Here is a 25,388-nt window from a genome sequence, read left to right as displayed (position 1 = left end):
GGGTACGAATGATCAAGGGCGACTCGCCGAACCCCGAGACGCCTGCCGCGACGGGCGCGGATCCGCTCATCGGCCGCACCCTGAACGGTCGCTTCAGCATCCTGGACCCCCTGGGTGTTGGCGGCATGGGCAAGGTCTACCGAGCGGTGCAGGCCCCCCTGGAGCGAGTCGTCGCGCTCAAGGTCCTCAACCCCAGCTACTCCAGCACCCGGGACCCCGGCTTCCAGAAGCGCTTCCTGCGCGAGGCCTCCCTCACCTCGAAGCTGCGCCATCCCAACACCGTCACCGTCATCGACTACGGGCAGACGGACGATGGCATCTTCTACATCGCCATGGAGTACCTGGACGGCCGCACGCTGGCCCAGGTGCTCGGGCAGGTGGGGCCGCTGTCGTGGTCCCGCGCCATCGCAATCACGCAGCAGATCTGCCGCTCGCTGCGCGAGGCGCACAGCCTGGGCATCATCCACCGGGACCTCAAGCCCGCGAACATCATGTTGCTCAACGAGCAGGACCAGGACCTGGTGAAGGTCCTGGACTTCGGGCTCGTGAAGTCGGTGGCCGCGCCGCAAGAGGGGCAGATCTCCCCGGAGATCACCCAGAACGGAACATTCCTCGGCTCGCCGCAGTACATGGCGCCGGAGCAGGCGCGCAACGCGACGGACGCGCGCAGCGACGTGTACTCGCTGGGCATCGTCCTCTTCCAGATGCTGATGGGGCGCCCGCCGTTCATCGCGCGGGACCACATCGAGCTCATCTTCGCCCATTACAAGGAAGCGCCGCCCACCTTCCAGCAGCTCCGCCCGGACATCGCGGTGCCGCCGGAAATCGAGGCGGTGGTGCGCCGCTGTCTGGAGAAGGACCCGGCGCGGCGATTCCAGACGATGGACGAGCTGCTGGAGGGCCTGCGCGAGGCGAGCATGTCCGCGGGCGGCAACAGCGGCATCTTCAAGCGCCCGGGTGGCGCGACGACGACGGGCCCCTACCCGTCCCCGCTGTTCTCCAGCGCCGGCAGCTCGGGCACGGACTCCGGTGACACGCTCGCGGTGGACATCAGCGTGGAAGTGCCTGTCGCCGTCCAGCGCGCCCGTCAGCGCACGCTGGCCATCGGCGGACTGGGCGGACTCGCGGTGGCGGGACTCGTCGCCGTGGGCACCATCTTCTTCATGAGCAACAAGGACCCCGCGAAGGCTCCGGAGACGAAGCCGGAAGCGGTGGCGCAGGCTCCGGTGCAGGCTCCGCCCACGGCGCCCGCGCAGGAGGCGGTCATCCCCGCCGGCGCGCAGAAGGTCCGCTTCAAGCTGATGAGCCAGCCCAGCGGCGCGCGCGTCTTCTATCGGGGCAAGGAGCGCGGCACGACGCCCTTCACCCTGGAGCTGCCGTCGGGCCAGGACGGCTCCATCACCGTGGAGCTGACCTTCGCGATGGAGGGCTACCAGATGGAGACCGTCGTCACGGGCGGCTCCGGCGAGGTGGTGCTGTCGCAGAAGCTCCAGAAGCGCCGGGGTGGCTCGCGCGGCGGTGGTGGCATCGAGGTGGCGTCCGCTGCCTCTTCCACGGACGAGGTCGAGGTGGCCGAGCCCGTGGCGACGCCGGGCGGAATGTCCGCGCCGGTGATGCTCTCGCCCACGCAGGCGATTGCCGCGGAGCCGGTGGTTCCGCCGACGGCGGGCGCGGTGGGCGCGGCGGCGGCGACGCAGGCCAAGGGCGTGTCCGGTGGGCTGGCGGTGCCGGTGCTCCCCACCGCGGCGCTCGCGTCCGCGCGCGGCGACGTGCTGCCCTACAACGAGGACATGTCTCGCCCGGAGATGATCGACCAGAGCAAGGACCTCGTCTACACGCGCGAGGCGATGGCGGCGAAGGCCGAGGGCGTGATGATTGTCCGCTGCACCATCACCACCAAGGGCCGCGTGGAGAAGTGCCGCGTCATCAAGTCCGTCACGTACATGGAGAAGCCGGTGCTGGATTCGCTCCAGTCGCGCACCTACAAGCCCATCATGTACCAGGGCCATCCGGTGAACGTGGACTACACCTTCAGCATGCGGCTGGTCGCGCCGCGCCGCTGACGTCACACCTCTTCCGCCGGGCCCGTGGGCGTCTTTCGCTCAGGGCCCGGTGGAAGGCACCACCGGAGGCGCGGGCGGCACGGACAGCACGCCCCCTCCGGATGGAACACCCCAGCTCACCACCGGCCAGCCTCGCTTGCGCGCCTCGCGCTTGAGCCGATGGTCGGGATGCACGGCCACCGGCCGCCCCACCGCCTCCATCACCGACAGGTCCGAGTACGAGTCCGTGTAGAAGGCGCACGCCGACAAGGGCACGCCCACCTCGCGCGCGTAGCCCTGGGCGTACGTGAGCTTGCCCTCGCCGAAGCAGATGGGCCCCAGCGGGCGGCCCGTGTGCAGTCCTTCGGCGTCCACCTCGAAGCGGTTGCACAACACGGCATCCAGGCTCAGCTCGCGCGCCACCCAGTCCGACAGGTAGCCCGACGACGACGTCAGGAGCGCCAGCCTGTCACCGGCGCGGCGGTGCTCCTCCACGGCGAAGAGCGCGCCCGGCCGATAGAGCGAGCGCACCGTCTGCTCGTAGAAGTCCGCGGTGCGTTGCTGGATGGGGCTTGCCCGGGAGCCCGCGAGCAGCGCGACGGCGCGCTCCAGCGCGTCCTGCATGGACACGAAGCCCAGGTGGTAGCGGGCAATCCACAGGCTCGCGCGCAGGGCCTGCCACCGGTTGATATGCCCCAGCTCCAGCTCGCGGCGGACCCACAGCGAGCCGGAGTTGGCGGCGATCAACGTCTTGTCGAGGTCGAAGAAGGCGACAGCCACGTTCTTCGTTCTAAGTCCGCTCACGGTGGGACGCAGTGCCATCCCGACGTCCGCCCGTCCGCTTTCTCCCTCGCAGCAGGGCCAGCACGGCGAGCCAGGCCCCCGTGACACCGGCGCCAGGAGCCACGGTGCAGCCGGTTCCCCGCCCGTCCGCCAGGAGCACGATGCCCGCCTCCGCGCGCATCAGGCACTGATTGGGCGGAAGGTTCTTGGGGTAGATGGAGCAGAAGCCAGCGGCGGAGCCTGGGTCGATGATGCGCTTGCGCGTCTCACCCGCCGGCGCGGTGGGCTCCATGGTGGCACCCGAGATGGGCACATGGTCCAACCCCACGACGTGGCCAATCTCATGCGTCATGGTGTTCTGCAGGTCTATGGCCACGCAGTTCGTGGCGGGAGTCCCGGAGCAGGGCGGCGAGTCCACCGTGGTGAAGAGGAAGCCCACGCTGCCTCCGGGCTGGGACGCGTTCAGCTCGATGTCCGAGTCCAGCACCCGGCCGTCGGTGAAGCTGAACGTGGAGGTGGTGAGGCCGATGGTGCCGTCGCCGTGCTCCCAGCAGGTGTACTGGTTGCCGCACGTCTCCGCGTCCCAGCACGGGTCGTCCGCCGCGACGATGTCGTTACATGACGTCTCGCGGAACGTGACGATGTTGTAGTTGGCGTAGCGGTTCTCCTGGTCGAAGCCCACGACCACCGGGAGGCGCCAGTCCTCGCCCCGCGTGAAGACGTAGTCGCTGCACGTCTTCGACACCTGGCGCCAGGACTCGAACGACGCTTCAATCGCGGCGACCTCCGTGTCGCCCGGCGTGCGCGCGCTGCCGGCCGCGTCCAGGTGATAGACGTACTCGCGCACCGGCCACAGCAGACACAGGGGCCTGCCCGGCACGACGGTGCGACGGTACGAGAACTCCTGCGCCAGGACAGGCGAGGAGACGAGGAGCGCGAGGCCGAGCATCCACCGCGCCTTCATGAGCGGGCCTCCCGCGCGCGACGCCGCCGCCACAGCACCCAGGCCATCAGCGCGGGACCGAGCGACGAAGCGCCCGTCGCGGAGCAGCCCCCGCCCTTCGGTCCCAGCTCTTCGTTCACCACCGGATGCAGGCACGCCTGGCTGGGAGCGCCCTTGGCGTAGACGGAGCACACGAAGTCGCGCGAGCCGGAGTCGATGATGCGCTTGGACACCTCACCGGTCTGGGCGCTCGGGTTCATGGTGGAGCCCGCGGCGCGCGTGTGGTCCAGCCCGACGAAGTGGCCAATCTCGTGCGTGGCGGTGTTCTGTACGTCGGTGGAGACGCAGTTCGTCGTCACGGGCGGGAAGCACGTGGGCCCGTTCGACGTGGTGAAGGCGTACTGGCTCGCGTTGAAGGAGATATCCGAGTCGTAGATGATGCCCGAGCGCTTGTCATACGTCGTCAGGGTGATGGCGAGGGTGCTCTGGTCGTCATCCCAGCAGTCGTATTGATTGGCGCACGTCTCGGCGTCCCAGCACGCGTCCGTGGCCGCCACCACCGCGCTGCAGACCTTCGTGCGGAAGAGCACCACGTTGTGGTTTTCCCCGTCGCGCAGGTAGCCCACGTTCCGCTCGGCGATGCGGGGACCCTCTTGGAGGTTGAGGTTGCCGCAGGCGGCGAAGATGTCCTCCCAGTTCTGGAAGGAGACGCGGACGGCGTCGAACTCCGTGTCGCCCTGCGTGTCCGGATTGCCGAGCGTGCTCTGGTTCCAGGTGATGCTCGGCACCGTCCAGTACAGGCACTGGGTGGCGTCATCGCCCGGCGTCACGCGGCTGCGGACATACGGGTCGAACTGTCCCAGCGCGAGGACCGCGAGCAGGGTCGCCGCGGGCGTCACGGTGTCGGCTCCGTGAGCGCGGCGCGGATGGCCGCCTTGAGCTCCGCGAGGGTCCTCGGCTTCTCCACCACGGTGGTCGGCTGGCGCGTGACGGGGTCCAGCAGCAGCGCCTCGGAGGGCTCGGGCACGGCCATGGCGGGCTTGCCCGCCGCGTCGCGCTGGACCTGGTACTTGCCCTGGGCCTCGCCGGAGAGACGGAAGGCCTGGGTGCCGCGCTTGCGCAGGAAGATGACGACCTCCTCGCCCGTCTTGAACGACGCGAGCCCGTGCACCACCTGTCCGATATCGCCCACCTGGCCACCCGGCTGCGTCACGAGCACCGTGTTGCCCGGTTGTCCCTTGAGCGGCTCCTTCACCTCGACTTCGACGTCGGTGACGATGCGCCGGCCATCACCGCTCCACCGGCTCTCCACGCGACGCACGACGCCGTGAATGACGGTGTCCGAGTCCCGGGAGAGCTGCGACAGGTCCACCCGGAGCTGCGTGGTGGCGGCCGCGGGCAAGGCGCCCAGCAGGGCCACCGTCACCATCCCCATGCGAAATAGCTGACGAATCGACATACGATTTCTCTCCTCGGCGCGCACCATACCTCAGCGTGCCCATCCGCGTTGACCCCCTACCCCCGCCCTGCTAATCCGCGCGCCCGTATGCCCACTGCCCCACGCGTCCGCTTCGCTCCCTCGCCCACCGGCTACCTCCACATTGGCGGTGCCCGTACGGCGCTGATGAACTACCTCCAGGCGCGGAGGTTCGGCGGCACGTTCATTGTTCGCATGGAGGACACCGACCGCGTGCGTTCCACCGCCGAGTCGGTGCAAGCCATCCTCGACGGGTTGGTGTGGCTGGGCATCGACTGGACCGAGGGCCCCGGCAAGGAGGGCCCGCACGCGCCCTACTTCCAGACCCAGCGCCTGGACACCTATCGCGAGCACTCGCAGCGGCTGCTCTCCGAGGGCAAGGCCTACCGCTGCTATTGCACGAAGCAGGACCTGGAGGCCCAGCGCGAGTCGGCGGAGAAGTCCGGCGCCTTCTACAAGTACCCGGGCACGTGCCGGGAGTTGAAGGGCCCGCCCGCGGGTCGTCGCGAGGAGGAGGCGGTCATCCGCTTCAAGATGCCCTCCACCGACGGCACCGTGTCGTTCGACGACAAGGCGCTGGGGGTCATCACCAAGCCGTACTCGGACCTGGACGACTGGGTCATGCTGCGCGCGGACGGCATCCCCCTCTACAACTTCGGCTGCGTCATCGATGACCACCTGATGGAGATCACCCTGGTGGCGCGCGGGCAGGAGCACGTCAACTCCACCTTCCCGCAGCTGATGCTCTACCAGGCGCTGGGGTGGCAGCCGCCCGACTTCGCGCACCTGCCGCTCATCCTGGGGCCGGACCGCGAGAAGCTCTCCAAGCGCAAGCACCCGGAGGCGGACGTGATGCTGCACAAGCGCACCGGCATCATGCCGGAGGCGCTGAGCAACTTCGTCATCCGCCTGGGCTGGAGCCACGGCAACGACGAGGTCATCACCCGCGAGCAGATGGAGGAGTGGTTCGACTTCTCCAACGTCGGCACCACGTCCGGCGTGTGGAATCCGGAGAAGCTGCTGTGGCTCAACCAGCAGTGGATGAAGCTCTTGCCGGAGGCCACCGTCGCCGAGCGGCTGGTGCCCTTCCTGGAGGCCAAGGGCTTCCAGGCGAAGGGGGACTCCCGGCTGGTGCCGCTGGTGCATGCGCTCAAGGAGCGCGCTCGCACGCTGGAGGAGATGGCGACGACGGCGGCGCTCTACTTCGGCTCGGGCGTCACGCTCGACGAGAAGGCGGCGGGCAAGCACCTCGTCGGTGACTCGCTCGTGTTGCTGCGCAAGGTGCGCGACGCGGCCGCCGCGCTGCCCGAGTGGACGGTGGAGGCGCTGGACGGGGTGGTGAAGTCCGTCAGCGAGGCCTCGAGCGTGGGCATGGGCAAGGTGGCGCAGCCGGTGCGGGTCGCCATCACCGGCAACACCACGAGCCCCGGCATCGGCGAGACGCTGCTGCTCGCGGGGCGGGACGAGGCCCTGCGTCGCATCGACGCCGCGCTCGCGCGAGGCGGGTGACGTCAGCCCGACGAAGCGGTGGACGTCCGCCGCTTCGGCACCTATCTTCACGACCCATGATGCGTGCGCTTGACACCATGAAACGGCATTTCTATAAGGCGCGCCCGCTCGGTGCGGCGCTGTGTGCGCTCTGGGCGGTGGGGGCAGGTGCCGAGGTGGTCAGCGGCGCGCAGTTGCCGGACGGTTCCCAGAAGGTGGGGGAGAACCGTTACAAGGTGCCGAAGGACTTCGAGGCGACGCTGGACTACTACCGCTCGGTCTACTCGACGAGCAACTATCCACGACGGCAGATCGTCAACCAGCCGGGCGTGAAAGCGGTCCACATCACCAACCCCTCGGGGAAGAACTTCGCGGGGCTGAATATTTACGAGGCGAACGAGGAAGTTCGCATCTACATCGTCCCCACGCAGCAGGCGGTCAAACCGGCGAAAAAGCCGGAGACGAAACCGGGGAAGAAGAAGTAGAAGTCGCAGCAGCAGCCGCCCACCGAAGTTGTTGCAGTCGTTGGGCGGTGTTGGTAGTAGAGGCAGCCGCAGTGATTGGGGAATCGTCTAACGGCAGGACAGCAGACTCTGACTCTGCTTATCTAGGTTCGAATCCTAGTTCCCCAGCTCGCAGCACCGCAGTCGCAGCACCTCGGAACGCTCGAAATCAGATGGTTGACGCGAGCCAGACGAGAATGTAGGAAGCAGCAGCAGAAACACGGTGGTTGCAGCGAAATGTCGGCCCTGTCGTCTAGCGGTTAGGACGGAGCCCTCTCACGGCTCAAACTCGGGTTCGAATCCCGGCAGGGTCACTCCGACGCCGCCTTCTGAAAAGAAGGCGGCGTTTTGTTTTTCCGGAGCACGGTGGCGGCATGCGGACGCTGAAGGAGTTGCTCGACACCACCTCGCCCGCCTGGCCGTTGGTGCAGGAGTGGCTCGCCTCCGCGAGCAACCCCGTCGAAGTCCTTCCTCGGGACGAAGTCTCCGCGGGACAGGTCCTCCACCAGCTTCAAGTGACGACCCGCTCACCCTTGGGTGCGGTGGCCCATGAAACAGGAGGCCTGCTCGTCGACCGGGGCTGGCTCCGAATCCTGGGCAGCGGGGGTGCGCGCATGCGCGGCAGCCTGTCGTCCTGGAATGCCCTGGGCCCGCATCAGGCTGTGGCTTCGACGCAGGGGATGCTGCTCGTGGCGCACGACGTTCTCGGCGGCTTCTTCGCGCTCGACGGCGGGGCGCTCGGTGAGGGACGTGGCGGAGCGTTCTACTTCGCACCCGACTCGCTCAAGTGGGAAGACCTGGGCCGTGGCTACTCGGACCTGCTGGCGTTCTTTCTTGGAGGAGACCTCTCCGGATTCTACGGCGACTCCCGTGGGGCCGGATGGAGCGAGGACGTCTCACGACTCTCTCCGGATGAAGGATTCTCCATGCACCCACCGCTCTGGACAGCGGAGGGCAAGGACCTCGCCCGCGTGTCCAAGCGCCCGGTTCCCATGACGGAGCTCTTGAACATCCAGCTTGAGTTCGCGCGTCAGCTCGACGGCACCGAGCCCTGAAGCAGGACTCGGTCCCCTTCCCTCCCGAGCTGCCTCAGGCCTTCGACGTGGGGATGCTCTGCCGGAAGGCGGAGAGCGCGGCGGTGAGTCGGTCCTGTGCCCGCTGCACGCCTCGGCGCAAGAGCAGCATCCGCACCTTCTCCGGCAGCGCGCTCGCGCCCTGCGTGCTGCCAAAACCCACCAGGTCCATGCGCAGCGTGATGGCCTCCAGCAGGTCACCCAGGTCCGCCTGGGGACTGGCCAACAGGAGCACGTCCGGGGGCCTGCGCTGGAGCCGCTCCGCGAGCGTGCGCCACTGCGGGTCTCCCGTCTCCACCACCACCACGTCCACGCTCTCCAGTTCCGGCGCGTACGGTGGAAGCTCCCGCACCTCGAAGCCCGCCTCCTTCAACACGGCGAGCGCCTCCTCGCTGCCCACCACCGCCACCCGCCCGTCCAGCACCGTGCGCGAGGACTCCTCGTAGGCCCGCAGCTCCACCTCCAGCGCCTCGTGCGCCGGCTCCGGAGCGTCATGCCCCGCCGCCAGCAACGTCGCCGCCTCGCGGGCCACTTCACGCGCCTGCTCCCGCACCTGTGTCCCCGCGCTGCGCCGCTCCAGCGCCGCCCGCACCTTGGCGCGCAACACCCTCAAGTCGTCGAAGGGCTTGAGGATGTAGTCGCTGGCACCCGCGGCGAAGGCGGCGATGACGGACTCGCTGCTCGCGTAGGCCGTAATCATCAGCGCCTCCAGCGTCGGCTGGAGATTGCGCGCCTCGGAGACCAGCTCCACCCCGCCCATGCCAGGCAGGTTCTTGTCCGTCACCAGCACGTCGACCCGTTGCTCGCTGAGGATCGGCAGCGCTTCCTCCGCGCTCGCCGCCACCAGCACCACCAGGTCCGACTCGCGCTCCAACAACCGAGCGCAGATGTCCAGGACGACGGGCTCGTCGTCCACCACCAACACCGTCGAGGCGAGCGTTCCCCCCTCCCCACCGCCGCCCTCACCGGTCTCGAACGGGAGATCCATGACTTGGGAGATTCGCACAGCTTCACGCGGACTTCGAGGCTCGCATGCGGGGGCCGCTATGCTGCTGTCCGTGGCGAGCTTCGAAGACGCGTTGCTGGAGAACCGGGTGCCCCCACTCCTGGGAGACGTGCGCCTGCGTTACGACGGCGGACGCCTGCTGGGCGAATCCCTCCCCCCGCGTTGGGAGCGGAGAATGCTGCCGGGATTGTGTGTCGGTGTCGCCGTGGGCTGCGCCGTGGGCGCAGCCGTCATGGTGGGCCACGAGAAAGGCGCCTTCCCCACCGCGTCGGGAGTCCTGGCCCTCGTCGCCGCGGCGCTGGTGGGACTCGCCCTGCGAATCGAGTCCCGGTTGGGACGCCGTCGCTTCGTGATGCACTTCCGCTCGGAGAGCCTGCGCCTGGAGCGCCTGGCCTGGACTCCCGGCGCCACCCGCGCGGAGCTGGTGCCCTTCGACGCGGTGCGCGCGGTGCACCTCGTCGAGCGCCCCGGCCCTCGCTACGCGCTCATCGTGGAGTACGCCCCGGAGGGCGCTCAGCCCCAGCGCGCCGTGCTGGTGGAGGACGTGCGCCCCTCGGAGGGCGAGTCACTCCACCGTGTGTGGCGCATGCTCAGCAACGCCTTCGGCCTCAGGGGAGCGGGGCTCGCCGGAGGGTGATTTCGATGTCCGTGCCCTCGCCCGGCGTGGACGACAGCCGCAGGTTGCCGCCCGCTTGCGTCACCAGTTCGCGGCAGATGGACAACCCCAGACCCGTGCCGATGCCCACCGGCTTCGTGGTGAACAGCGGCTGGAAGACGCGCTCCTGGAGGTCCATCGGGATGCCGCAGCCGTTGTCCGCCACCGTGAGCACCACGTCCTCGGTCCGCACGGACCAGCGCACTTCGATGCGCCCCTGCCGCCCGGTGCCACTCATGGCCTGCGCCGCGTTGACCACGAGGTTGAGCAGCACCTGGCACAACTTCACCGGACCGAAGGCCACGCGCACCGGCTCGCCGTTGCTCGTCAACCGAGCCCTGTCGCGCACCTCGGCGCGCGCCAGCTTCACCGCGAAGGAGACCACTTCGGCCACGTCCGCCGTGCCCTCCATGTCCTCGCCTCGCGCCTGCGCGCGCAGCCCCAACGCCACCTGGCGCAGGTGCTCGGCGCCGTCCGCCAGGTCCTTGATGAGCGCCGGCAGGTCCTCCACCGTCTCCGCGACTTCGGGACTCGGGTCTCCCGGCAGGTGCTTGGACACGTACTGGATGACGCTCGTCAAATCCCGCTGCAGCGACGCCACGTTCTGCGAGAGGTAGCCCACCGGGCCCATCAGCTCGTGGGCGATTCCCGCCGTCACCTGCCCCAGCGTGGCCAGACGCTCCGACTTCATCATCCGCCCTTCCACCTCGCGGATGCGCAGCTCCAACCGCGCAATCTTCAGCGCGTCGTCCAGCGCCGCCTGCAGCTCCGAGCGGTCCCACGGCTTGACGAAGTAGCGCGTCACCTGTCCGCGGTTCACCGCGTCGATGACGGCCTGCATGTCCGCGTATGCCGTGACGAGCATGCGCTTGGCGTCGGGCGCAATCGAGCGGGCGCGCTCCAACAGCTCCACGCCCGTCATCCCTGGCATGCGCTGGTCGGAGAGGATGACGCCAATCTCACCCTTGCGCTGCTCGAGCAGCGTCAGCGCCTCGCTGGGGGACGCGCTGCGGAAGATGCGGAAGCGTTGGCCGAAGTTCGCGTCGAAGACCCGCAGGTTGAGGGCGTCGTCGTCGACGTACAGCACCGCGGGTAGTTCAGACGGGTTCATGACGCTCCTCCTGGCCGGCTATCCCACGACGAGGCCAGGCTGGTGACGCCTAGGATAGCGCCTCCTCCGACTCCCTTTCTTCTGGGTGCCGACGGAACCGTCCCCCCGGGACGCAATGCCTCCCCAACTCTAGAGCAACCAGACAGGTTTGACCCCCAGGAAAATCCAGACGACGGCACGGTTCCCCGGCAGGGGCACGGACGTGCCGCCGGCGTCACGAGCGCGTCGGGTGAGGGCCCGACGCGCCGCGAGGATGGAGGGTTCAGCGGGAGGATGTGAGGGTGGAGGCGCGAGGCTCCGGGAGCGGCTCCGCGCGCTCGGCATCCTGCTCCAGGGCCACGGCCACCGCGTCCACGGAGGGGAAGCTGCCCCTGGGCAGCACGCCCAGCAGCGACAGCACCGTGGGCGAGGCCTCGTTCTCCCGGGCCACCCAGGTGAGCTCTTCAGCGGTGAGGGGGAAAACCGCGCCGAGCAGGGCCTGGTGCAGCGACTGCGCGAGTGGCAGCGGCTGACCGACCCGTGACTCCAACTCCGACACACCCTCGACAAGCCGTTCGCGTGTCATGTCGTCGTTCATTGGGACCAAGTTAAGCAGCGAACCGATGCGGCTGCCGGCCTTTTTTTCGTGCTCGCTCAGCAAGCGAGGGAACGGGCCTTGCCGAGGAGCCACGGGGTGGACGCCTATCGCCACGCGTCACACCGTTGACTGAGGGACTCCCCCCGAGTCTCCAGCTCCAGGAGGGCAGCGCCATGGCGCACCAGGACAAGCCGGACGACGTGCCGCGCAACGCGGCCAGCGACAGTGATTACAAGGAACACATTGAGCACGTGGAGGCCACCCGCCCCGAGCCCTGGCCCGGCATGAGGGGACGCTCGGTGGACGAGGAGCACGACCTGCCGACGGGTACGAGCCGCGAGCAGCAGGCGAGCGTGACGTGCGAGCAGCGGCGTTTGGAAGAGGAATCGCGCCGCGACGAGCCGACGCGCAAGTGACAGCGCGGCCCGCTCCCGTGCGCCCCGGATGACGGAGCACGACGAGGAGCGGGCCACGAGAACGGCCTAGAACAGCAGCCGCGTCGGGTGCTCCAGCAGGCCACGCAGCTCCCGCAGGAACTCCGCGCCAATGGCACCGTCGATGATGCGGTGGTCGCACGACAACGTCGCCGTCATCATCTTGCGAATCACCATCTGCCCGTCCCGCGCCACCACCTTGTCCGCCACCGCGCCCACCGCGAGGATGGATGCCTGCGGCGGGTTGATGATGGCGACGAACTGGTCGATGCCGTACATGCCCAGGTTGCTCACGGTGATGGAGCCGCCCGTGTACTCCTCGGGCTTGAGGGCCCGCTTGCGAGCGCGCTCCGCCAGCTCACGCACCTCCGTGGAGATGGCCTGGAGCCCCTTCGTGTCCGCGTCGCGGATGACGGGGGTGATGAGTCCCTGCTCCAGCGCCACGGCGATACCCACGTCCACCGAGCCGTGGTGGACCACCTGGTCCCCCTGGAGCGAGACGTTGATCTTCGGGTAGCGGCGCACGGCCATCGCCACGGCCTTCACGATGAGGTCGTTGACGGAGACCTTGAGCTCCATCGCCTTCGCCTCCTCGCGCACCTTCACCGCGGCATCCATCTCCACCTCGAGGGTGAGATAGAAGTGCGGCACGCCGGGCTTCACCTCCGTCATCCGCTGCGCGATGACCTTGCGCATGGAGGACAGCGGCTCGGTGCGGGCCTCGGGACGGGCCACCGTCGCGGCGGACGGTGCCTTGCGCGCAACGGGCGCCGTGGGAGCGGCGACAGGAGCCTTCACTCCACGGGCCAGGGCCTCCTCGATGTCGCGCTTCACCACGCGACCCGACGGACCCGAGCCCTGCACCTGGGCGATGTCCAGCCCCTTGTCCTTGGCGATCTTCTTCGCCAGCGGGCTGGCGCGAACACGTCGTCCCCCGGACGCCACCGGTGCCGCCGCGACAGGCGCGGCCTGGGCCGGAGGCGTGGGCGCGGCGGCGGGAGCAGCCCCCACGGGCTTCGACGCGGCGACGGGAGCAGGCGCGGCGGCCTTGCCACCCTTCGGCGTGAGGTACGCGATGGGCGAGCCGACGGGGGCCGACTGGTTCTCCCCGACGACGATCTCCGCCAACGTCCCGTCGTCGTAGGCCTCGATTTCGAGGTTGGACTTGTCCGTCTCCAGTTCGGCGAGCGCCTCACCGGAGGAGACCTTGTCCCCCACCTTCTTCAGCCACTTGACGATCTTCCCCTCCGTCATCGTCGGGGACAGGCTCGGCAACTGGATGGCGATGCGGTCCCCGCCTCCGCTCGACACGGGAGCGGCGGCCGGAGCAGGCGCGGCGGCGGGGGCCTTGGGGGCCTCGACCTTCGCGGCGGGAGCAGCAGGAGCGGGCGCGGCGGCCTTGGGCGCCGGAGCCCCCCCCGCCGCCACCTTCTCGCCCTGCGCGCCGATGTAGGCGATGGGAGCGCCGACGGGAGCCGACTGGTTCTCGTCGACGAGAATCTGAAGAAGGTAGCCGTCGTCGTAGGCCTCGATTTCGAGGTTGGACTTGTCCGTCTCCAGTTCGGCGATGGCCTCACCGGAGGTGACCTTGTCCCCCACCTTCTTCAGCCACTTGACGATCTTCCCCTCCGTCATCGTCGGGGACAGGCTCGGCATCTGAATGGGCGTGGCCATACGGGTCAGGCTCCCTGGCGGTACAACACCTTCTTCACGGCCGCGATGATCTTGGGCGCGTCCGGCTGGGTCGCGTTCTCCAGGTTCGCCGCATAGGACATGTTCACATCGAGCCCCGTCACGCGCTCCACTGGCGCGTCCAGCTCGTCGAACGCCTTGGACTGGATGATGTCCACCACGGAGGCGCCGATACCCGCCAGCGCCCAGCCCTCCTCGACGATGACGGCGCGGTTCGTCTTGCGCACGCTCGCCAGGATGGCCTCTTCATCCAGGGGCCGCAGCGTGCGCAGGTCCAGGACCTCCACGCTGATGCCCTCCTTCGCCAACTCCTCGGCCGCCTGCATGCAGAAGTAGTACATGCGGCTCCAGGTGATGACGGTGACGTCCGTCCCCTCGCGCTTCACGTCCGCCTTGCCCAGCGGCACGACGTGCTCGCCCTCGGGCACCTCGCCCTTGAGCGCGTAGAGCCGCTCGCCCTCGAACATGATGACGGGGTTCTCGTCGCGGATGGCCGACTTGAGCATCCCCTTGGCGTCCGCGGGCGTCGCGGGCGCAATCACCTTCAGGCCCGGGAAGTGCGCGTAGTTGGCCTCCAGCGACTGGCTGTGCTGGCTGGACAGACGGCCACCGGCGCCGCCCGGTCCACGGAAGACGATGGGGCAGCGCAGCTGACCGCCGGACATGTGGCGCAGCTTGGCCGCGTTGTTGACGATCTGATCCATCGCCAGAATCGCGAAGTTCCAGGTCATCATCTCCACCACGGGACGCAGGCCCACCATGGCCGCGCCCACGCTCATGCCGCCGAAGCCCAGCTCGGAGATGGGCGCGTCGATGATGCGCGCGCTCCCGAACTTGTCCAAAAGCCCCTGCGACACCTTGAAGGCGCCGTTGTAGCGACCCACTTCCTCGCCAATCAGGAAGACGTTGGCGTCGCGCTCCATCTCCTCGGCGAGCGCCTGGTTCAGGGCCTCGCGGTACATCAACTCGGGCATCGTCGGCTCCGACTCGAAATCAAAAAGGTTGGTTGGTCAGGGGGGCCTTGCGACTCAGTTCGTCAGGCCCGCCTTCTTGTCCGCCGCCTCGGCCTGCGCGCGCGGCTCCAGGTCCCACGTCACCTTCAGCTCCTGGCCGCTCGGGTACGACGGCCAGTTCTCCACCTTCACGCCCAGCACCCGCTCACGGGGACGCACGTCCGGCTCGCCCGGCTCGACGATGGTGTCGCGCCACAGCTCTTCCAGGCTCGGCTCCGGGGACTCGTCCGCGAACTTCACCGCGGCGTCCACCTGGGCCTTCACCTCTTCTTCGATCCGCTCGAAGTCCGCGTCCGCGCCCAGGCCGTTCTTGAGGGCGTAGTCGCGCAGCTTGGGGATGGGGTCGCCCTTGCGCTCCTCCTCCACCTCCTGCTTGGAGCGGTAGGTCGCCGGGTCCGCCATGGAGTGGCCACGGAAGCGGTACGTGTTCGCCTCCAGCAGCACGGGGCCCTTGCCCGCGCGGCACCACGCGGCCGCGTCCTTCACGGCCTCGTACATCTTCAGCACGTCCATGCCGTCCACCGGCTCGCCGCGCATGTCGTAGGCGGCGGCGCGCTTGTAGATCTCCGGCACCGCCGAGGTGCGGGAGATGGCCGTGCCCATGCCGTAGCGGTTGTTCTCGCAGATGTAGATGACCGGCAGCTTCCACTTCGACGCCATGTTGAACGTCTCGTGGAGCGCGCCCTGGTTGGCCGCCGCGTCGCCGAAGTAGCAGACCGTCACCCGGTCCTCGTTGCGATAGCGGCTGGCGAAGGCCATGCCGGCCGCCAGCGGAATCTGCCCGCCGACGATGCCGTAGCCCCCGTAGAACTGGTGCTCGATGTCGAAGATGTGCATCGAGCCGCCCTTGCCCTTGCTGTAGCCGGTGCCCCGGCCGAACAGCTCCGCCATCACCATGCCCGCGTCGCTGCCGCGCGCCAGGGGCTGGCCGTGGTCGCGGTACGCGCTGAGCATGTAGTCATCCTTGCGCATGGCCTCGATGGGGCCCACCGCCACCGCTTCCTGGCCAATGTACAGATGGCAGAAGCCGGCGATCTTCCCCAGCGTGTACTGCTGGCCCGCGCGCTCCTCGAAACGGCGGATGAGGTACATCTTCCGGTACATCGTCAACAGCAGGTCTTTCGAGTACGGGCTGGCCACCGCGGGTGCCTCCATGCTGTCCGCCCCTCCTCACCCGGGGCGGTAAACGCCGTGCGCCTCATAGCGCGCGGCAGGGGGACTTCAAAGCCTTTCAAACCCCTCGGGGCCGCTCCTGTCTTCCAGGCGCGGTGCGTCAGGAAACGAGGGTGAAATGAGGGACGCTGATGATGCCGTCCAACAGCGTCACCGGTCGACCGGAATGATCCGTGGCCAGGTGAATCACGGTGGCCTCGGGGAAGCGCACCCGGTAGTCGTTGGCGTGGGTGGGCTCGTTGTCGAAGGCGGCCACCACGGTGCCCAGCCGACCCAGCCTCGCGTGCGCCTCGCGCTTGAACGCGTCGTCGTCCTCGCGCGGCGTGGGCTTCATCACGAGCAGCACCCGTTCGTCATCCGGCAGCGCCATGCCGTGGCGCCGCATGCAGGCGACGGAGCCCTCGCGCATGCCCTCGTGGCGCCCCGTCACGTAGACGAGCCTCGCCCCGGTGGCCACCACGGCGTGGGTGAAGGCCGCCGCGCCGTCGATGGCCTCGTCCACCTCGCAGTACTCGCTGGTGAAGAAGCGCTCGCCCCAGAAGCGGCGGGCCTCCGGGAAGTGGGCCTGCACCTGGGCCTCCTCCAGGCCGCAGGCACGCATCGCGTCACGCATGTCCCAGCCGGAAGTCCAATGGTCGGGTCCACAGGCGGCGAGGCTCGGCACGCCCTGGGCCTCGCCGTATTCCCTCAGGATGCGAGCCTGCCGGTGCCGGTTGTCGAGCAGGGTGGAGTCCAGGTCGAACGCCAGCACCGCCCGCTCACCGAGGGAGCGGGCCCGGGCCAGAATGGCGTTCAGGCTGTCGCGCCAGTCGTCGCGGATGCGCTTCTTGAAGTCTTCGTGGGCCATGGGCGCGGCGAAGACTACCCGCGCCCGGGCTCCAGCGCCGCCGAAACCGCCCGGGTCAGGCGGCCGACTGCCAGGGCATGGGGCCAGTGGGCGCGCCCGGAGTCGTGTCCGCGAAGCGCAGCATGCGCTGGATGCCGTTGCGGTCCAGCACCAGCCGCACCAGCTGCGTGCTCTCCTGGCGCCGGTCCGTCTCCTCCTCCTCCACCGTGAAGCGGAACACCACGTCCACCGGGTAGCGCTTGGCGCCTCGGATGTGCCCCACCGACAGGTCCGCCAGGTCCACGTACTCCAGCGCCAGCTCCGGCTCGTCCATGTCCCGCAGGAAGCGCTCCACGTTGAGCCGCAGGATGTCCGTGACGCCCGACAGCCCCCGGTCCGAGCGCGGCAACAGGCGCGCGTCCAGGACGATGTGCTTGCGGTAGCGGATGACCGTCTCCGTCAGCTCGCCCTGGGACACGGTGAGGAAGTCGTCCTGGTGCCGCAGCGCCAGCACCGAGTCCGGCACCTTGGGCCCGTAGTCCACCCGCTCCTCGCACGTGCCGATGGTGCGCCCCGTCACCGGGTCCACCAGGTCCGCGGTGCGGTCCGACAGGTGCGTGGCGGCCACCCGGCTCGACAGCCTCCGCAGGCCCTCCTTGATGCGGTCCTTCATCATGTAGCCGACCACGGCGATGAGGAAGAAGTTGAGGCTCACCTGCGTGAAGCGGATCTGCGCCCACAGCGCCACCGCCGTGGCGAACGCCATCGCGATGCCCGCCGCCAGCGCGAACAGCACCTCTTCCCACCCCTGCCGCTTCTGCCTGCGGCGCGAGGACAGGAAGAGCACGTTCATGCAGAACTTCTTCAGCATGCCCAGCCGCTGGATGTACTCCTCGTTGTCGCCCGTGGGGCTCAGCACGCTGCGCAGCCGGTGCTCCTTGCGGTAGGACTCCTCGCGCAGCACCGCCTCCATCAACCCCTTGCGCAGCCCCAGCCACGGCTCTCCGCGCGGCAGAGACTTCATGTCCGCCACCGAGCGCCGGAAGCCGTTCTCCACCAGCAGGCTGACGTACTCGTCCACCAGCCGCAGCGACGCGCGCGAGCGCTCCTGCAGGCGCAGCTCCCCCACCGAGCGCAGCCACTGGCGGAAGCGCGCCATCACCTGCGTCACCCCCGCCTGCATCGCCACCACCTCGGACTCCAGCGTCGCGCACGCGTCGGTGGGCAGCGCCACCGGCCCCTCGCAGCGGGACTCCACCCCCGTGGCGAAGCGGCGCAGCGCACCGCGCAGCACGCACGACAGGAGCTTGGCCTGGTAGACGACGTCCCGCTCCGAGCCCAGCCCCGTGCGCAGCCACGCCTCCAGCCGCACCAGCGGCGAGGTGTCCGACGAGAGCAGCTCCTGCACCGCCATCACCGGCGTCTTGAAGCGCACGTAGTTGTGGATGTCCGCGTAGAAGTCCGCGCGGGGGTACGTCTCCTGGTCGATGTTCAGACTGCCGGGGAGGAACAGATGCGCCTCCACGAGGTAGCGCGTCTCGTCCACGCCCGAGGGCTGGTACTCGAGCTTGATCTCGAACTGCTTCCGGTCGTGAACCTCGAAGCGGCTATGGAGCGGTGCGGGTGCCTGGGACACACCAGCACTCTACGTTACAACCCTGTCACGGGGGAGTGACGCCCCCGTGACGTCCAGCGGTCCACAGGGAACTCAGCCCCCGGTACCAGTCTTGGGAGCTGAAACTGCCTGGGTGACGGCGGAAGCGCCCGACACGGGGGCCGCCTTGGGCTGGGGCCGGGCATTCCAGACCTTGGTGGCCAAAAGGAGGCCCGCGAAGGACAGGGGCAGCATGGCCAGGGGCCAGTTGCCCCAGTTATGGGGGTCCTTGGCCACCTCCCCCGCCGGGAGGATGCGCCCGAGCAGCAGCGACTGGAGCGCAGTGCCCGCATAGACCGCGCCGTCGATGATGCCCACCGCCAGGCCCGCGTTCTTCTTGCCGCCGAAGTCCATGCTGGCCGTGCCGGACAGCATGCCGTGCACGCCGATGACACACAGGGACATGAAGATGACCGTCCACCCCAGCGCGGGGCTGCCCAGGAGGAACAGCGTGGCCACCGCGCCCACGCTCATGCCCGCGTAGAGCACCGCGGAGACAGGGCCCCGGCGCGAGTCGAACACGCGGTCGCTGATGACGCCCGCGAACATGCCGCCGGTGATGCCCGCCACGCACAGCAGCATGCCCCAGTTGGCCGCGACGAAACCGTCGGCGATGCCCGTCGCCTTCGCGAACTTGGGGTACCACTGCATGATGGCGTTGCGCATGAAGCCGCTGCAGAACTCCACCATCAGGATGATGATGATGGTGCGGTTGGTGATCATCTTCTTGAAGACGGGCCACACGCCCAGGCCCGCGTGGGCCTCGCCGCTGGACGCATCCGCCGTGTCGAAGTCCGGATGGCCCGTGTGGCCAGGCGTGTCGCGGATGACGAAGAAGTCCAGCACCACGAAGGCGGCGAGGATGGCCGCGGGCACGAAGAACACCCAGTACGTGGGCGCCGCCTTGGCGATGAAGCGGCTCCAGTCGTAGGCGAAGTACACGCCCAGGGAGATGAGGATGCCGAAGACGCCGCCCAGCTGGCCGCGCTCGCGCACGTGGAACCAGGACGCGTTCACCTTGACGATGGAGACCGCGCCGAAGCTCTGGAAGTACATGTTCACGGCGTAGAGGAACGACAGCGTCCCCACGATTCCGCCCGGCGGCTGCCAGCCCTCCGTGAGCACCTTGTAGACGACGATGCCCATCAACACGTTCGCCACGGACGAGCCCGCGGCGGACAGGAGAATCGTCTTCCGTCCGCCGAGCCGGTCCGTCAGCGGACCGTTGAGCAGGAAGGCGAAGCCGTAGACGAGCGTGCCCCAGAAGAAGATGGTGCCGAAGTCCGCGTTGGACGTGTGGCCCTTCATCGCGCTGGTGGCTTCGTTGAGGTTGTAGCGCCCCATGTAGAGGAACGCGTACGTCATCCCCAGCGGGAACCAGTTGAAGAAGCGGCGTCGGCGGAACGCATCCGTGTGGCCCAGCTCCACCTTGGGCAGGCGGGCCAGCACGAGCGAGACGGCCCCCAGCAGGATGAGAATGGGCAACAGGTTGGCCAGCCACGGGGGCAGCGACGACATGCAGCGACCTCGTCAGTGGAGTGCGGAAACGCCGCGCACCCTACCCTGGCGCGCGGCCCGCGAGAAACCCCACCGACACCGCTCAGCCCAATCGGGCGAGCAACCGCGTCAGCGACACCTCCGTCTTCGCATCCGGGATGTCACCGCGTCGGCACGCGTCGAGGACCTCGGACAACGGTCTCCAATGCAGGAGTGTCCCCTCCTCTAGAGGCGACCCGTCTCCCTCCGGCTCCTCCTGTTTCACGTCGGTGACGTCCACCGCCGAGGGAAACACCTTCTCGGAGAGGATGCCCGGCGCCAGGAAGAACGAGCCGCCCAGAAGCTGGATGTCCTCGGGGCGCACCGGATAACCCGCTTCTTCGCGAACCTCTTCGGCCGCGCGCCGTCGCAGGCCTTCCTCGCCCTTGTCCTCGGGCTCCAGCAGCCCCGCGACAATCTCTTCCACCCTCAAGTAGCCCGCACCGGGATCAGGCACCGTCATCGCGTCGCGCTGATCCTTCCTGAAGAACGCCGCGGGCCTCAGGTTCATCCGCGTCAACACCTCGAGTCCCGCCGCACCGCGTCGGTAGACGAGCACCGACACCGCGTCCAGCCGGGGCCTGTCCACCACGTCCACTCGGTAGACAGACGAGGAAGAGCCGTCCGCGCGCCGGTTGCGGCAGCGCAGCCTCTTCACTCGGAGAAAACCCTCGTCGCAGCGCGCCGTGGCCGAGAAATCCTCGATGATCTCGATGTCAGTCACACTGGAATGGCTCTGACGCATGTCTGCCTGCTCTCCTGGAGTTCGCTCGTCAAGGTGTGCGAGTAGGAATGCCATGGCGGCGTTGCTTGCCCGCCCGTGTCCGATACCGTACCTTGCCCGCGCTTTACTCCCGACGTTCTACCGAAACACGGATTCTTCCTGATGCGTCGCCTCCTGCTCGGCCTTTCCTGTGCCCTGGCCACCGCTTCGTGCATGCCAGTGGTGGAGGGCCAGGACTACCACCTCGAGGGGCAGGAGGTGCGACTGACGCTCCTTCATACCTCGGACATCCACTCCCGGCTCATCCCCTACGACTTCGCTCCGTTGAAGACGGACCAGGACCTGGGCCTCGTGCCCGAGGCGGGCCCTTTCGGTGGCGCCACCCGCGTGGCCGCCGTGCTCAAGCGCGAGCGCGCGAGGGGTGAGCGGGTGATGCACCTGGACTCGGGCGACTGCTTCCAGGGCGCGCCCATCTTCAACATCAACACCGGCGAAGCGGAGTTCCGCTTCCTGTCGCAGGCCCGACTGGATGCCGCGGTGGTGGGCAACCACGAGTTCGACGCGGGCGCGCTGAACTTCACGCAGCAGGCCAAGCAGAACGCCACCTTCCCGCTGCTCGCCGCCAACTACCAGTGGAACGACTGGCGGCAGAACGGCAGCAACGAGACGGCGCTGGAGACCTCGCCGTACACCATCCGCAACATCAAGGGCCTGCGGGTGGGCATCATCGGCATGGCCAACATCTCCTCGCTCAACTCCATCGTCGAGGGCGGCAACAGCCTGCAGGCCACGCCGCTTGAGCAGAACGAGGTCGTCCGCGCCTATGTGTCGCTCCTGCGGCCGGTGACGGACCTCATCGTCATCGTCAGCCACCTGGGCCTCACCGAGGACCAGGACGTCGTCCAGGGCTACGAGGCCTATTACGAGTACGGCCGCGCCCGCAGCTTCATCCGCCGCCAGGACAACCCCTGGCAGGTGCTGGAGTGGTTCGGTCCGGAGGGCGAGGAGAAGTCGGTCGTCCGCGTGATGATCCCCGGCGTCTCCGGCGTCGACGTCATCATGGGCGGCCACCTGCACGTGGTGCTCAACCCGCCGCAGCTGCTGTCGGACCCGAGCGGCCGCAAGGTGGTGCTCGCGCACTCCGGCGCCTTCGCCAAGTTCGTGGGCCGGCTGGAGCTGGTCGTGAAGATGCCGGACGTGCTCGGCACGGGTGAAGGCGGCGAGGTCGTCAGCCAGGACTACCGCGTGTTCCCCATCGACGGGCTCTGGTGCGACGACGCCATGCGCCGCTACCGCTACGACTCCAACATCTTCTGGGAGGACGGCCAGTTCATCCAGAATCCCGCGGTGCGCGCGGCCCTCGATGCCTGCGCCGAGCAGGAGGACCGGCAGACGACGCACCTGCTCCAGCCCTACATCATCGGGATGGACATGAAGCTGCAGCTCACCAACATCTTCGCGTACGCGCCCACGGACGTGACGCGCCGGAACAACTCGACGGGTGGTGACTCGCCGCTGGGCAACATCGCCGCGGACTCGATGCGCAAGCGCCGCCGCGTGGACGCGCAGATGGCGCTCACCAACTCGCTGGGCATCCGCGACAACCTCTACGCCGGCGTCGTGTCCCAGGAGTCGATGTTCAACGTGTTCCCGTTCGAGAACACCATCAACATCATGTACCTGTCGGGCAAGGAGATGCAGGAGATGTTCGACTTCGTCGCCGAGCGCTCCTCCGAGCGTGGCTGCGTGAGTCAGGCGCAGATCTCCGGCGCCAGCTTCACCATGGATTGCGCCCAGGTGCAGATCAACGACCTGCGCATCGCGTGTGACCTCTCGTTGGCCGGCGCGGACTGCCCCCAGGACAACCGCGAGGGCCACGCTCCCTGGCAGTGCCTCCAGGACACGAGCACCTCGTCCACGGCGGGCCGCTGCTACGCCCACCCTGGAACGAACATCGTCGTGGGGCCCGCGCCGCTCAACCCGTTCGGCACCTACCGCGTGGCGGTGAACGACTACATCGCCAAGGGTGGCTCGGGCTTCAACGTCCTCAAGCGCAACACCACGCGCCAGGAGACGGGCATCTCGCTGCGCGACTCGCTCATCGGCTACATGCAGGACTTCTGCACCTGCGACGACATCAACGCGGGCTACGAGACGCGCGGCAACCGCGCGGATGGCCAGCGCTGTGGCTCCCTCGTCAATGGCAGGTGGGTCCTCAACGAGCGCCTGGTGGCTTCGTGCCGGGAGATGCAGGACTACGAGAACGAGCTGGCCGCGAAGGTGGGGAGCTGCTCGTGCGAGGACCTGCTGCGCAATGGCTACGACCCGTCGAGCTGCGGCGTCGCCACCGTCACCAACCCCGACCAGGCGCGCGCGGCCTGCATCGCCGCCAAGCAGGTGGGCTCGTGCACCTGCGGAGAGCTCGCGGGGCGCGGCTACAACCCGGCGGGCTGCAACGTCCCCGAAATCGACAATGCCGCGAAGGCCCAGGCCGCCTGCACGGTCTCCCCGGGCCCGTTCACCGGCCGGTGTGATTGCCGCGAAGTCATGAGTGGAACCAACCCCGTGTGCGGAACGGTGACGCAGCAGCTGCGCAACTTCTGCACGAACCCGACGGCGATGCCCATCGCCGACGCCGTGGAAGACGGCCGCATTGGCCGGAGGGTGAAGTAATGAAGAAGCTCATGCTGCTGTCGGCGCTGACCCTGGCCGGCTGTTACACCAAGGAGTCGCCCCAGCCAACGGGCCTCGCTTCCTTCGAAGTCACCGTGAAGGGCTTCTACGTCGCGGACTCCAATCCGCGCGCGTCGCTGCCCGTGGTGGCCAGCTGCGTCGCCCAGCACGGTGGCAGCCAGGCCGCGGTGCCCATGGAGATCCGCGGCACCCCGGACTGCCGCCTGTCCATGCCCCGGAGCGCGGTGGATATCGACTTCGACATCCAGGCGGTGGATGTGCAGGGCCAGCCGATGGATTCGTTCAACGGCCCCGTCTCCTTCCGCACCGTCCCGGGCAACCTCACCGGCCCCTATCGCTACCGGTGGGTGCAGCTCACCAACGGCAAGGGGACGGGCACCGTGCGCAGCGCGCAGCTCTACGGTGAGGCCCATGTGTGGGTGGAGGACGAGCCCGTCCAGGTCGACTACGCCGAGGGTCAGGTCGTCGCCGGAGAGCTCCCGCAGGAGCCCGCCACGCGCACCTTCGCCACCGGCCTGTCGCGCGCCATGCACTTCGAGGAGCCCACCATCTCCACGGTGCAGGTGCCGCAGAACGGCGACCAGCTCACCGCCTACAACGGCACGTTCATGCGCATCGGCCGCGCGCCCGAGGCGGGCTCTCCGCTCATCCAGAACTGCGAGCCGGACGACCCGAACTACAACCAGCCGGTGACGCTGCTGGTGACGGGCACGGACCCGGGCGGCTTCTTCGTGACGGACCTGACGGCGTGCCGCATCCGCGAGGGGAGCATCCCTGGCGGCAACACGCAGACGGCGGAGCCCTCGGGCTTCTACCCCGGCCGCTTCAACGCCATCTACATCTACAACTACTCCTTCCCCGAAGGCCTGGACCCGGGCGACCTGCTGTGGTCCATCGCGGGCTCCGTGCAGGAGTTCACCGCGACGACGCAGCTGACGTTCCCCTCGTGGAGCATCCGCGAGAGCGTCCGCCTGCTGCCCCAGTCCGAGTGGAACAAGTACCTGGACCTGGCGCCGCCGACGGAGATCAACGGCCGGCTGTGCGGCTTCAGCGGCTCGCCCTACATCACGGACGTGATGTGCGGCTACAGCTACGGCAACTACAAGATGGAGGGCCTGGAGTCCTCGCTGGTGAAGATCCGCCGCGTGAAGTTCCCGCAGGTGTTCAGGAACTGCGACGCCAACGGCAACAACACCGTGCCCTTCTTCTGCCCGGACACGCGCACCAACACCTTCGGGGCCTGCGGCACGGACAACCCCAATGACCCGGACGTCCCGGAGCGCGCGTGCAACGTGGACTGCACGCTGGGCCTGGGCCAGTACAAGGGGAAGATCTGCGCCGAGAAGACGACGTACGACGGCTTCGGCCAGTTCGTGGTGGAGATGAACCCGATGGGCGCCGCCGAGGCGGGCCTGGACTCCTCCGTGAGTGGCCGGCTGCATGCGCTCAACGCGCCGCCGCCCGTGTTGCCCGCCACCGAGGCCTGGACGCGCTCCACCGCCTCCTACCCCGCGGGCGTGACGCTGAACCTCTGGTGTGACAAGGCGGTGAACGTGCGGTTCGGCGGCACCAGCGTGCCGGCCGCGACGAGCACCGTCGCCCTGGCCTCGGCCACGCGCCTGGAGCACACGCTCATCGAGAACCAGGCCTATGTCTGGGTCTCCGTGCAGGACGGGGCGAACGGCGCGGCGAGCTGCAAGGTGAGCCAGCACCCGCGCGCTCGCATCAACCTGGTGACCAAGGACGCCGTGCCGGACCTGGTGGTCAACTGCAGCGAGACGGATGCCGACGCGGAGCGCGCCGAGCAGTGCCGGTTCCTGCATGGGGCGACCTTCGACATCGTGGGCCATCTGCGCCACGTCAGCGCGGCCCGGCCTCGCTGGATTGTGCTGCCCCGAGATCAGGACGACCTCTGCTGCTACCCCGGCCCGGGCATGGAGTGCCCGCGTCCCATCGAACCTTGCGTGAATCCGTAGACTTTTGA

At 68.5% G+C, this 25,388-nt stretch carries 22 protein-coding genes and 2 tRNA genes; 10 read left to right on the top strand and 14 right to left on the bottom strand.

Annotated features, from left to right (window positions below; translation table 11 throughout):
- Positions 1–8 precede the first annotated feature (8 nt).
- Positions 9–2,063: a TonB family protein gene (locus tag G4D83_RS30780; RefSeq protein WP_163868426.1), complete on the top strand. Its 2,055-nt coding sequence runs from the start codon at positions 9–11 to the stop codon at positions 2,061–2,063.
- A 39-nt stretch (positions 2,064–2,102) separates the two neighbouring features.
- Here the strand turns inward: G4D83_RS30780 and G4D83_RS30775 are convergent, their stop codons facing one another.
- The 4 genes from G4D83_RS30775 to G4D83_RS30760 are packed head-to-tail and all read right to left on the bottom strand — an operon-like array spanning position 2,103 to position 5,227.
- Entirely contained in the window at positions 2,103–2,822 is a 720-nt protein-coding gene (locus G4D83_RS30775; RefSeq protein WP_163868504.1) for an HAD-IB family hydrolase, read from the bottom strand.
- A 10-nt stretch (positions 2,823–2,832) separates the two neighbouring features.
- Positions 2,833–3,789, bottom strand: coding sequence for a myxosortase-dependent metalloprotease, MXAN_2677/MXAN_2678 family (locus G4D83_RS30770; protein WP_163868425.1), 957 nt, complete (start codon positions 3,787–3,789; stop codon positions 2,833–2,835).
- Positions 3,786–4,667, bottom strand: coding sequence for a myxosortase-dependent metalloprotease, MXAN_2677/MXAN_2678 family (locus G4D83_RS30765; protein ID WP_163868424.1), 882 nt, complete (start codon positions 4,665–4,667; stop codon positions 3,786–3,788). The genes G4D83_RS30770 and G4D83_RS30765 overlap by 4 nt, the downstream gene beginning before the upstream one ends.
- The gene (locus G4D83_RS30760) at positions 4,664–5,227 is read right to left on the bottom strand and encodes a hypothetical protein (RefSeq protein WP_163868423.1); all 564 of its coding nucleotides are present in this window, start codon (positions 5,225–5,227) and stop codon (positions 4,664–4,666) included. Before G4D83_RS30760 ends, G4D83_RS30765 begins: the two co-directional genes overlap by 4 nt.
- A gap of 87 nt (positions 5,228–5,314) precedes the next feature.
- Here G4D83_RS30760 and gltX point away from each other — a divergent pair, with 87 nt between their 5' ends.
- From gltX to G4D83_RS30735, 5 genes are all read left to right on the top strand, one after another.
- Positions 5,315–6,754 (top strand): glutamate--tRNA ligase, encoded by a 1,440-nt coding sequence (gene gltX, locus G4D83_RS30755; protein WP_163868422.1) that lies wholly within the window; start codon positions 5,315–5,317, stop codon positions 6,752–6,754.
- A 56-nt stretch (positions 6,755–6,810) separates the two neighbouring features.
- A complete protein-coding gene (locus tag G4D83_RS30750; RefSeq protein WP_163868421.1) occupies positions 6,811–7,218 on the top strand; it encodes a hypothetical protein in 408 nt (135 codons plus the stop codon).
- 76 nt (positions 7,219–7,294) lie between these two features.
- Positions 7,295–7,365 (top strand) — tRNA-Gln (locus G4D83_RS30745).
- Positions 7,366–7,478: 113 nt separating this feature from the next.
- Positions 7,479–7,550 (top strand) — tRNA-Glu (locus G4D83_RS30740).
- Positions 7,551–7,610: 60 nt separating this feature from the next.
- Positions 7,611–8,291 carry a DUF2625 family protein gene (locus G4D83_RS30735; RefSeq protein WP_163868420.1) on the top strand — a complete coding sequence of 227 codons (681 nt, stop codon included), beginning with the start codon at positions 7,611–7,613 and terminating at the stop codon, positions 8,289–8,291.
- A 34-nt stretch (positions 8,292–8,325) separates the two neighbouring features.
- Here the strand turns inward: G4D83_RS30735 and G4D83_RS30730 are convergent, their stop codons facing one another.
- Entirely contained in the window at positions 8,326–9,297 is a 972-nt protein-coding gene (locus G4D83_RS30730; protein WP_176433604.1) for a response regulator, read from the bottom strand.
- 58 nt (positions 9,298–9,355) lie between these two features.
- Here G4D83_RS30730 and G4D83_RS30725 point away from each other — a divergent pair, with 58 nt between their 5' ends.
- Entirely contained in the window at positions 9,356–9,952 is a 597-nt protein-coding gene (locus G4D83_RS30725) for a hypothetical protein (RefSeq protein WP_163868418.1), read from the top strand.
- On the opposite strand, the gene G4D83_RS30720 is transcribed toward G4D83_RS30725, so the two are convergent.
- Together G4D83_RS30720 and G4D83_RS30715 are read right to left on the bottom strand one after the other, a co-directional pair.
- Positions 9,924–11,081: a sensor histidine kinase gene (locus tag G4D83_RS30720; protein WP_163868417.1), complete on the bottom strand. Its 1,158-nt coding sequence runs from the start codon at positions 11,079–11,081 to the stop codon at positions 9,924–9,926. The two genes, G4D83_RS30725 and G4D83_RS30720, sit on opposite strands and share 29 nt — an antisense overlap.
- A 262-nt stretch (positions 11,082–11,343) precedes the next feature.
- A complete protein-coding gene (locus G4D83_RS30715) occupies positions 11,344–11,646 on the bottom strand; it encodes a DUF2795 domain-containing protein (RefSeq protein WP_163868416.1) in 303 nt (100 codons plus the stop codon).
- Between the two features lie 185 nt (positions 11,647–11,831).
- On the opposite strand from G4D83_RS30715, the gene G4D83_RS30710 reads away from it, so the two are divergent.
- Entirely contained in the window at positions 11,832–12,074 is a 243-nt protein-coding gene (locus G4D83_RS30710) for a hypothetical protein (RefSeq protein WP_163868415.1), read from the top strand.
- A 66-nt stretch (positions 12,075–12,140) separates the two neighbouring features.
- On the opposite strand, the gene G4D83_RS30705 is transcribed toward G4D83_RS30710, so the two are convergent.
- From G4D83_RS30705 to G4D83_RS30675, 7 genes are all read right to left on the bottom strand, one after another.
- Positions 12,141–13,766: a pyruvate dehydrogenase complex dihydrolipoamide acetyltransferase gene (locus G4D83_RS30705; RefSeq protein ID WP_163868414.1), complete on the bottom strand. Its 1,626-nt coding sequence runs from the start codon at positions 13,764–13,766 to the stop codon at positions 12,141–12,143.
- A gap of 5 nt (positions 13,767–13,771) precedes the next feature.
- The gene (locus G4D83_RS30700; RefSeq protein ID WP_163868413.1) at positions 13,772–14,758 is read right to left on the bottom strand and encodes a pyruvate dehydrogenase complex E1 component subunit beta; all 987 of its coding nucleotides are present in this window, start codon (positions 14,756–14,758) and stop codon (positions 13,772–13,774) included.
- Positions 14,759–14,812: 54 nt separating this feature from the next.
- A complete protein-coding gene (gene pdhA / locus G4D83_RS30695) occupies positions 14,813–15,937 on the bottom strand; it encodes a pyruvate dehydrogenase (acetyl-transferring) E1 component subunit alpha (protein ID WP_163868503.1) in 1,125 nt (374 codons plus the stop codon).
- 133 nt (positions 15,938–16,070) lie between these two features.
- Positions 16,071–16,817: an HAD family hydrolase gene (locus G4D83_RS30690; protein WP_163868412.1), complete on the bottom strand. Its 747-nt coding sequence runs from the start codon at positions 16,815–16,817 to the stop codon at positions 16,071–16,073.
- A gap of 55 nt (positions 16,818–16,872) precedes the next feature.
- Positions 16,873–18,432, bottom strand: a complete 1,560-nt coding sequence (locus G4D83_RS30685; protein WP_163868411.1) for a hypothetical protein — start codon at positions 18,430–18,432, stop codon at positions 16,873–16,875.
- A gap of 72 nt (positions 18,433–18,504) precedes the next feature.
- Positions 18,505–19,968, bottom strand: a complete 1,464-nt coding sequence (locus tag G4D83_RS30680) for an MFS transporter (protein WP_163868410.1) — start codon at positions 19,966–19,968, stop codon at positions 18,505–18,507.
- 82 nt (positions 19,969–20,050) lie between these two features.
- Positions 20,051–20,731: an NUDIX hydrolase gene (locus G4D83_RS30675; protein WP_163868409.1), complete on the bottom strand. Its 681-nt coding sequence runs from the start codon at positions 20,729–20,731 to the stop codon at positions 20,051–20,053.
- A 141-nt stretch (positions 20,732–20,872) separates the two neighbouring features.
- Between G4D83_RS30675 and G4D83_RS30670 the strand changes: the two genes are divergently transcribed.
- Both G4D83_RS30670 and G4D83_RS30665 read left to right on the top strand, forming a co-directional pair.
- On the top strand, positions 20,873–23,383 hold the full coding sequence (locus tag G4D83_RS30670; protein WP_163868408.1) for a bifunctional metallophosphatase/5'-nucleotidase: 2,511 nt from the start codon (positions 20,873–20,875) through the stop codon (positions 23,381–23,383).
- The gene (locus G4D83_RS30665) at positions 23,383–25,380 is read left to right on the top strand and encodes a single stranded DNA-binding domain-containing protein (protein ID WP_163868407.1); all 1,998 of its coding nucleotides are present in this window, start codon (positions 23,383–23,385) and stop codon (positions 25,378–25,380) included. Before G4D83_RS30670 ends, G4D83_RS30665 begins: the two co-directional genes overlap by 1 nt.
- The last annotated feature ends 8 nt before the right edge of the window (positions 25,381–25,388 follow it).

Source organism: Myxococcus eversor (assembly GCF_010894455.1).
In the GTDB taxonomy this organism is placed as follows: Bacteria; Myxococcota; Myxococcia; order Myxococcales; family Myxococcaceae; genus Myxococcus; species Myxococcus eversor.
This window is presented reverse-complemented; position numbering and strand designations above follow the sequence as displayed.

Bases quoted from the DNA above. Each gene is read 5' to 3' on its own strand.
- G4D83_RS30700 (WP_163868413.1), bottom strand. From the start codon at position 14,758: ATGCCCGAGTTGATGTACCGCGAGGCCCTGAACCAGGCGCTCGCCGAG.
- G4D83_RS30760 (WP_163868423.1), bottom strand. From the start codon at position 5,227: ATGTCGATTCGTCAGCTATTTCGCATGGGGATGGTGACGGTGGCCCTG.
- G4D83_RS30735 (WP_163868420.1), top strand. From the start codon at position 7,611: ATGCGGACGCTGAAGGAGTTGCTCGACACCACCTCGCCCGCCTGGCCG.
- gltX (WP_163868422.1), top strand. From the start codon at position 5,315: ATGCCCACTGCCCCACGCGTCCGCTTCGCTCCCTCGCCCACCGGCTAC.
- G4D83_RS30690 (WP_163868412.1), bottom strand. From the start codon at position 16,817: ATGGCCCACGAAGACTTCAAGAAGCGCATCCGCGACGACTGGCGCGAC.
- G4D83_RS30670 (WP_163868408.1), top strand. From the start codon at position 20,873: ATGCGTCGCCTCCTGCTCGGCCTTTCCTGTGCCCTGGCCACCGCTTCG.
- G4D83_RS30725 (WP_163868418.1), top strand. From the start codon at position 9,356: ATGCTGCTGTCCGTGGCGAGCTTCGAAGACGCGTTGCTGGAGAACCGG.
- G4D83_RS30680 (WP_163868410.1), bottom strand. From the start codon at position 19,968: ATGTCGTCGCTGCCCCCGTGGCTGGCCAACCTGTTGCCCATTCTCATC.
- G4D83_RS30770 (WP_163868425.1), bottom strand. From the start codon at position 3,789: ATGAAGGCGCGGTGGATGCTCGGCCTCGCGCTCCTCGTCTCCTCGCCT.
- G4D83_RS30720 (WP_163868417.1), bottom strand. From the start codon at position 11,081: ATGAACCCGTCTGAACTACCCGCGGTGCTGTACGTCGACGACGACGCC.
- G4D83_RS30705 (WP_163868414.1), bottom strand. From the start codon at position 13,766: ATGGCCACGCCCATTCAGATGCCGAGCCTGTCCCCGACGATGACGGAG.
- G4D83_RS30730 (WP_176433604.1), bottom strand. From the start codon at position 9,297: ATGGATCTCCCGTTCGAGACCGGTGAGGGCGGCGGTGGGGAGGGGGGA.
- G4D83_RS30665 (WP_163868407.1), top strand. From the start codon at position 23,383: ATGAAGAAGCTCATGCTGCTGTCGGCGCTGACCCTGGCCGGCTGTTAC.
- G4D83_RS30750 (WP_163868421.1), top strand. From the start codon at position 6,811: ATGATGCGTGCGCTTGACACCATGAAACGGCATTTCTATAAGGCGCGC.
- G4D83_RS30675 (WP_163868409.1), bottom strand. From the start codon at position 20,731: ATGCGTCAGAGCCATTCCAGTGTGACTGACATCGAGATCATCGAGGAT.
- G4D83_RS30715 (WP_163868416.1), bottom strand. From the start codon at position 11,646: ATGACACGCGAACGGCTTGTCGAGGGTGTGTCGGAGTTGGAGTCACGG.
- G4D83_RS30710 (WP_163868415.1), top strand. From the start codon at position 11,832: ATGGCGCACCAGGACAAGCCGGACGACGTGCCGCGCAACGCGGCCAGC.
- G4D83_RS30780 (WP_163868426.1), top strand. From the start codon at position 9: ATGATCAAGGGCGACTCGCCGAACCCCGAGACGCCTGCCGCGACGGGC.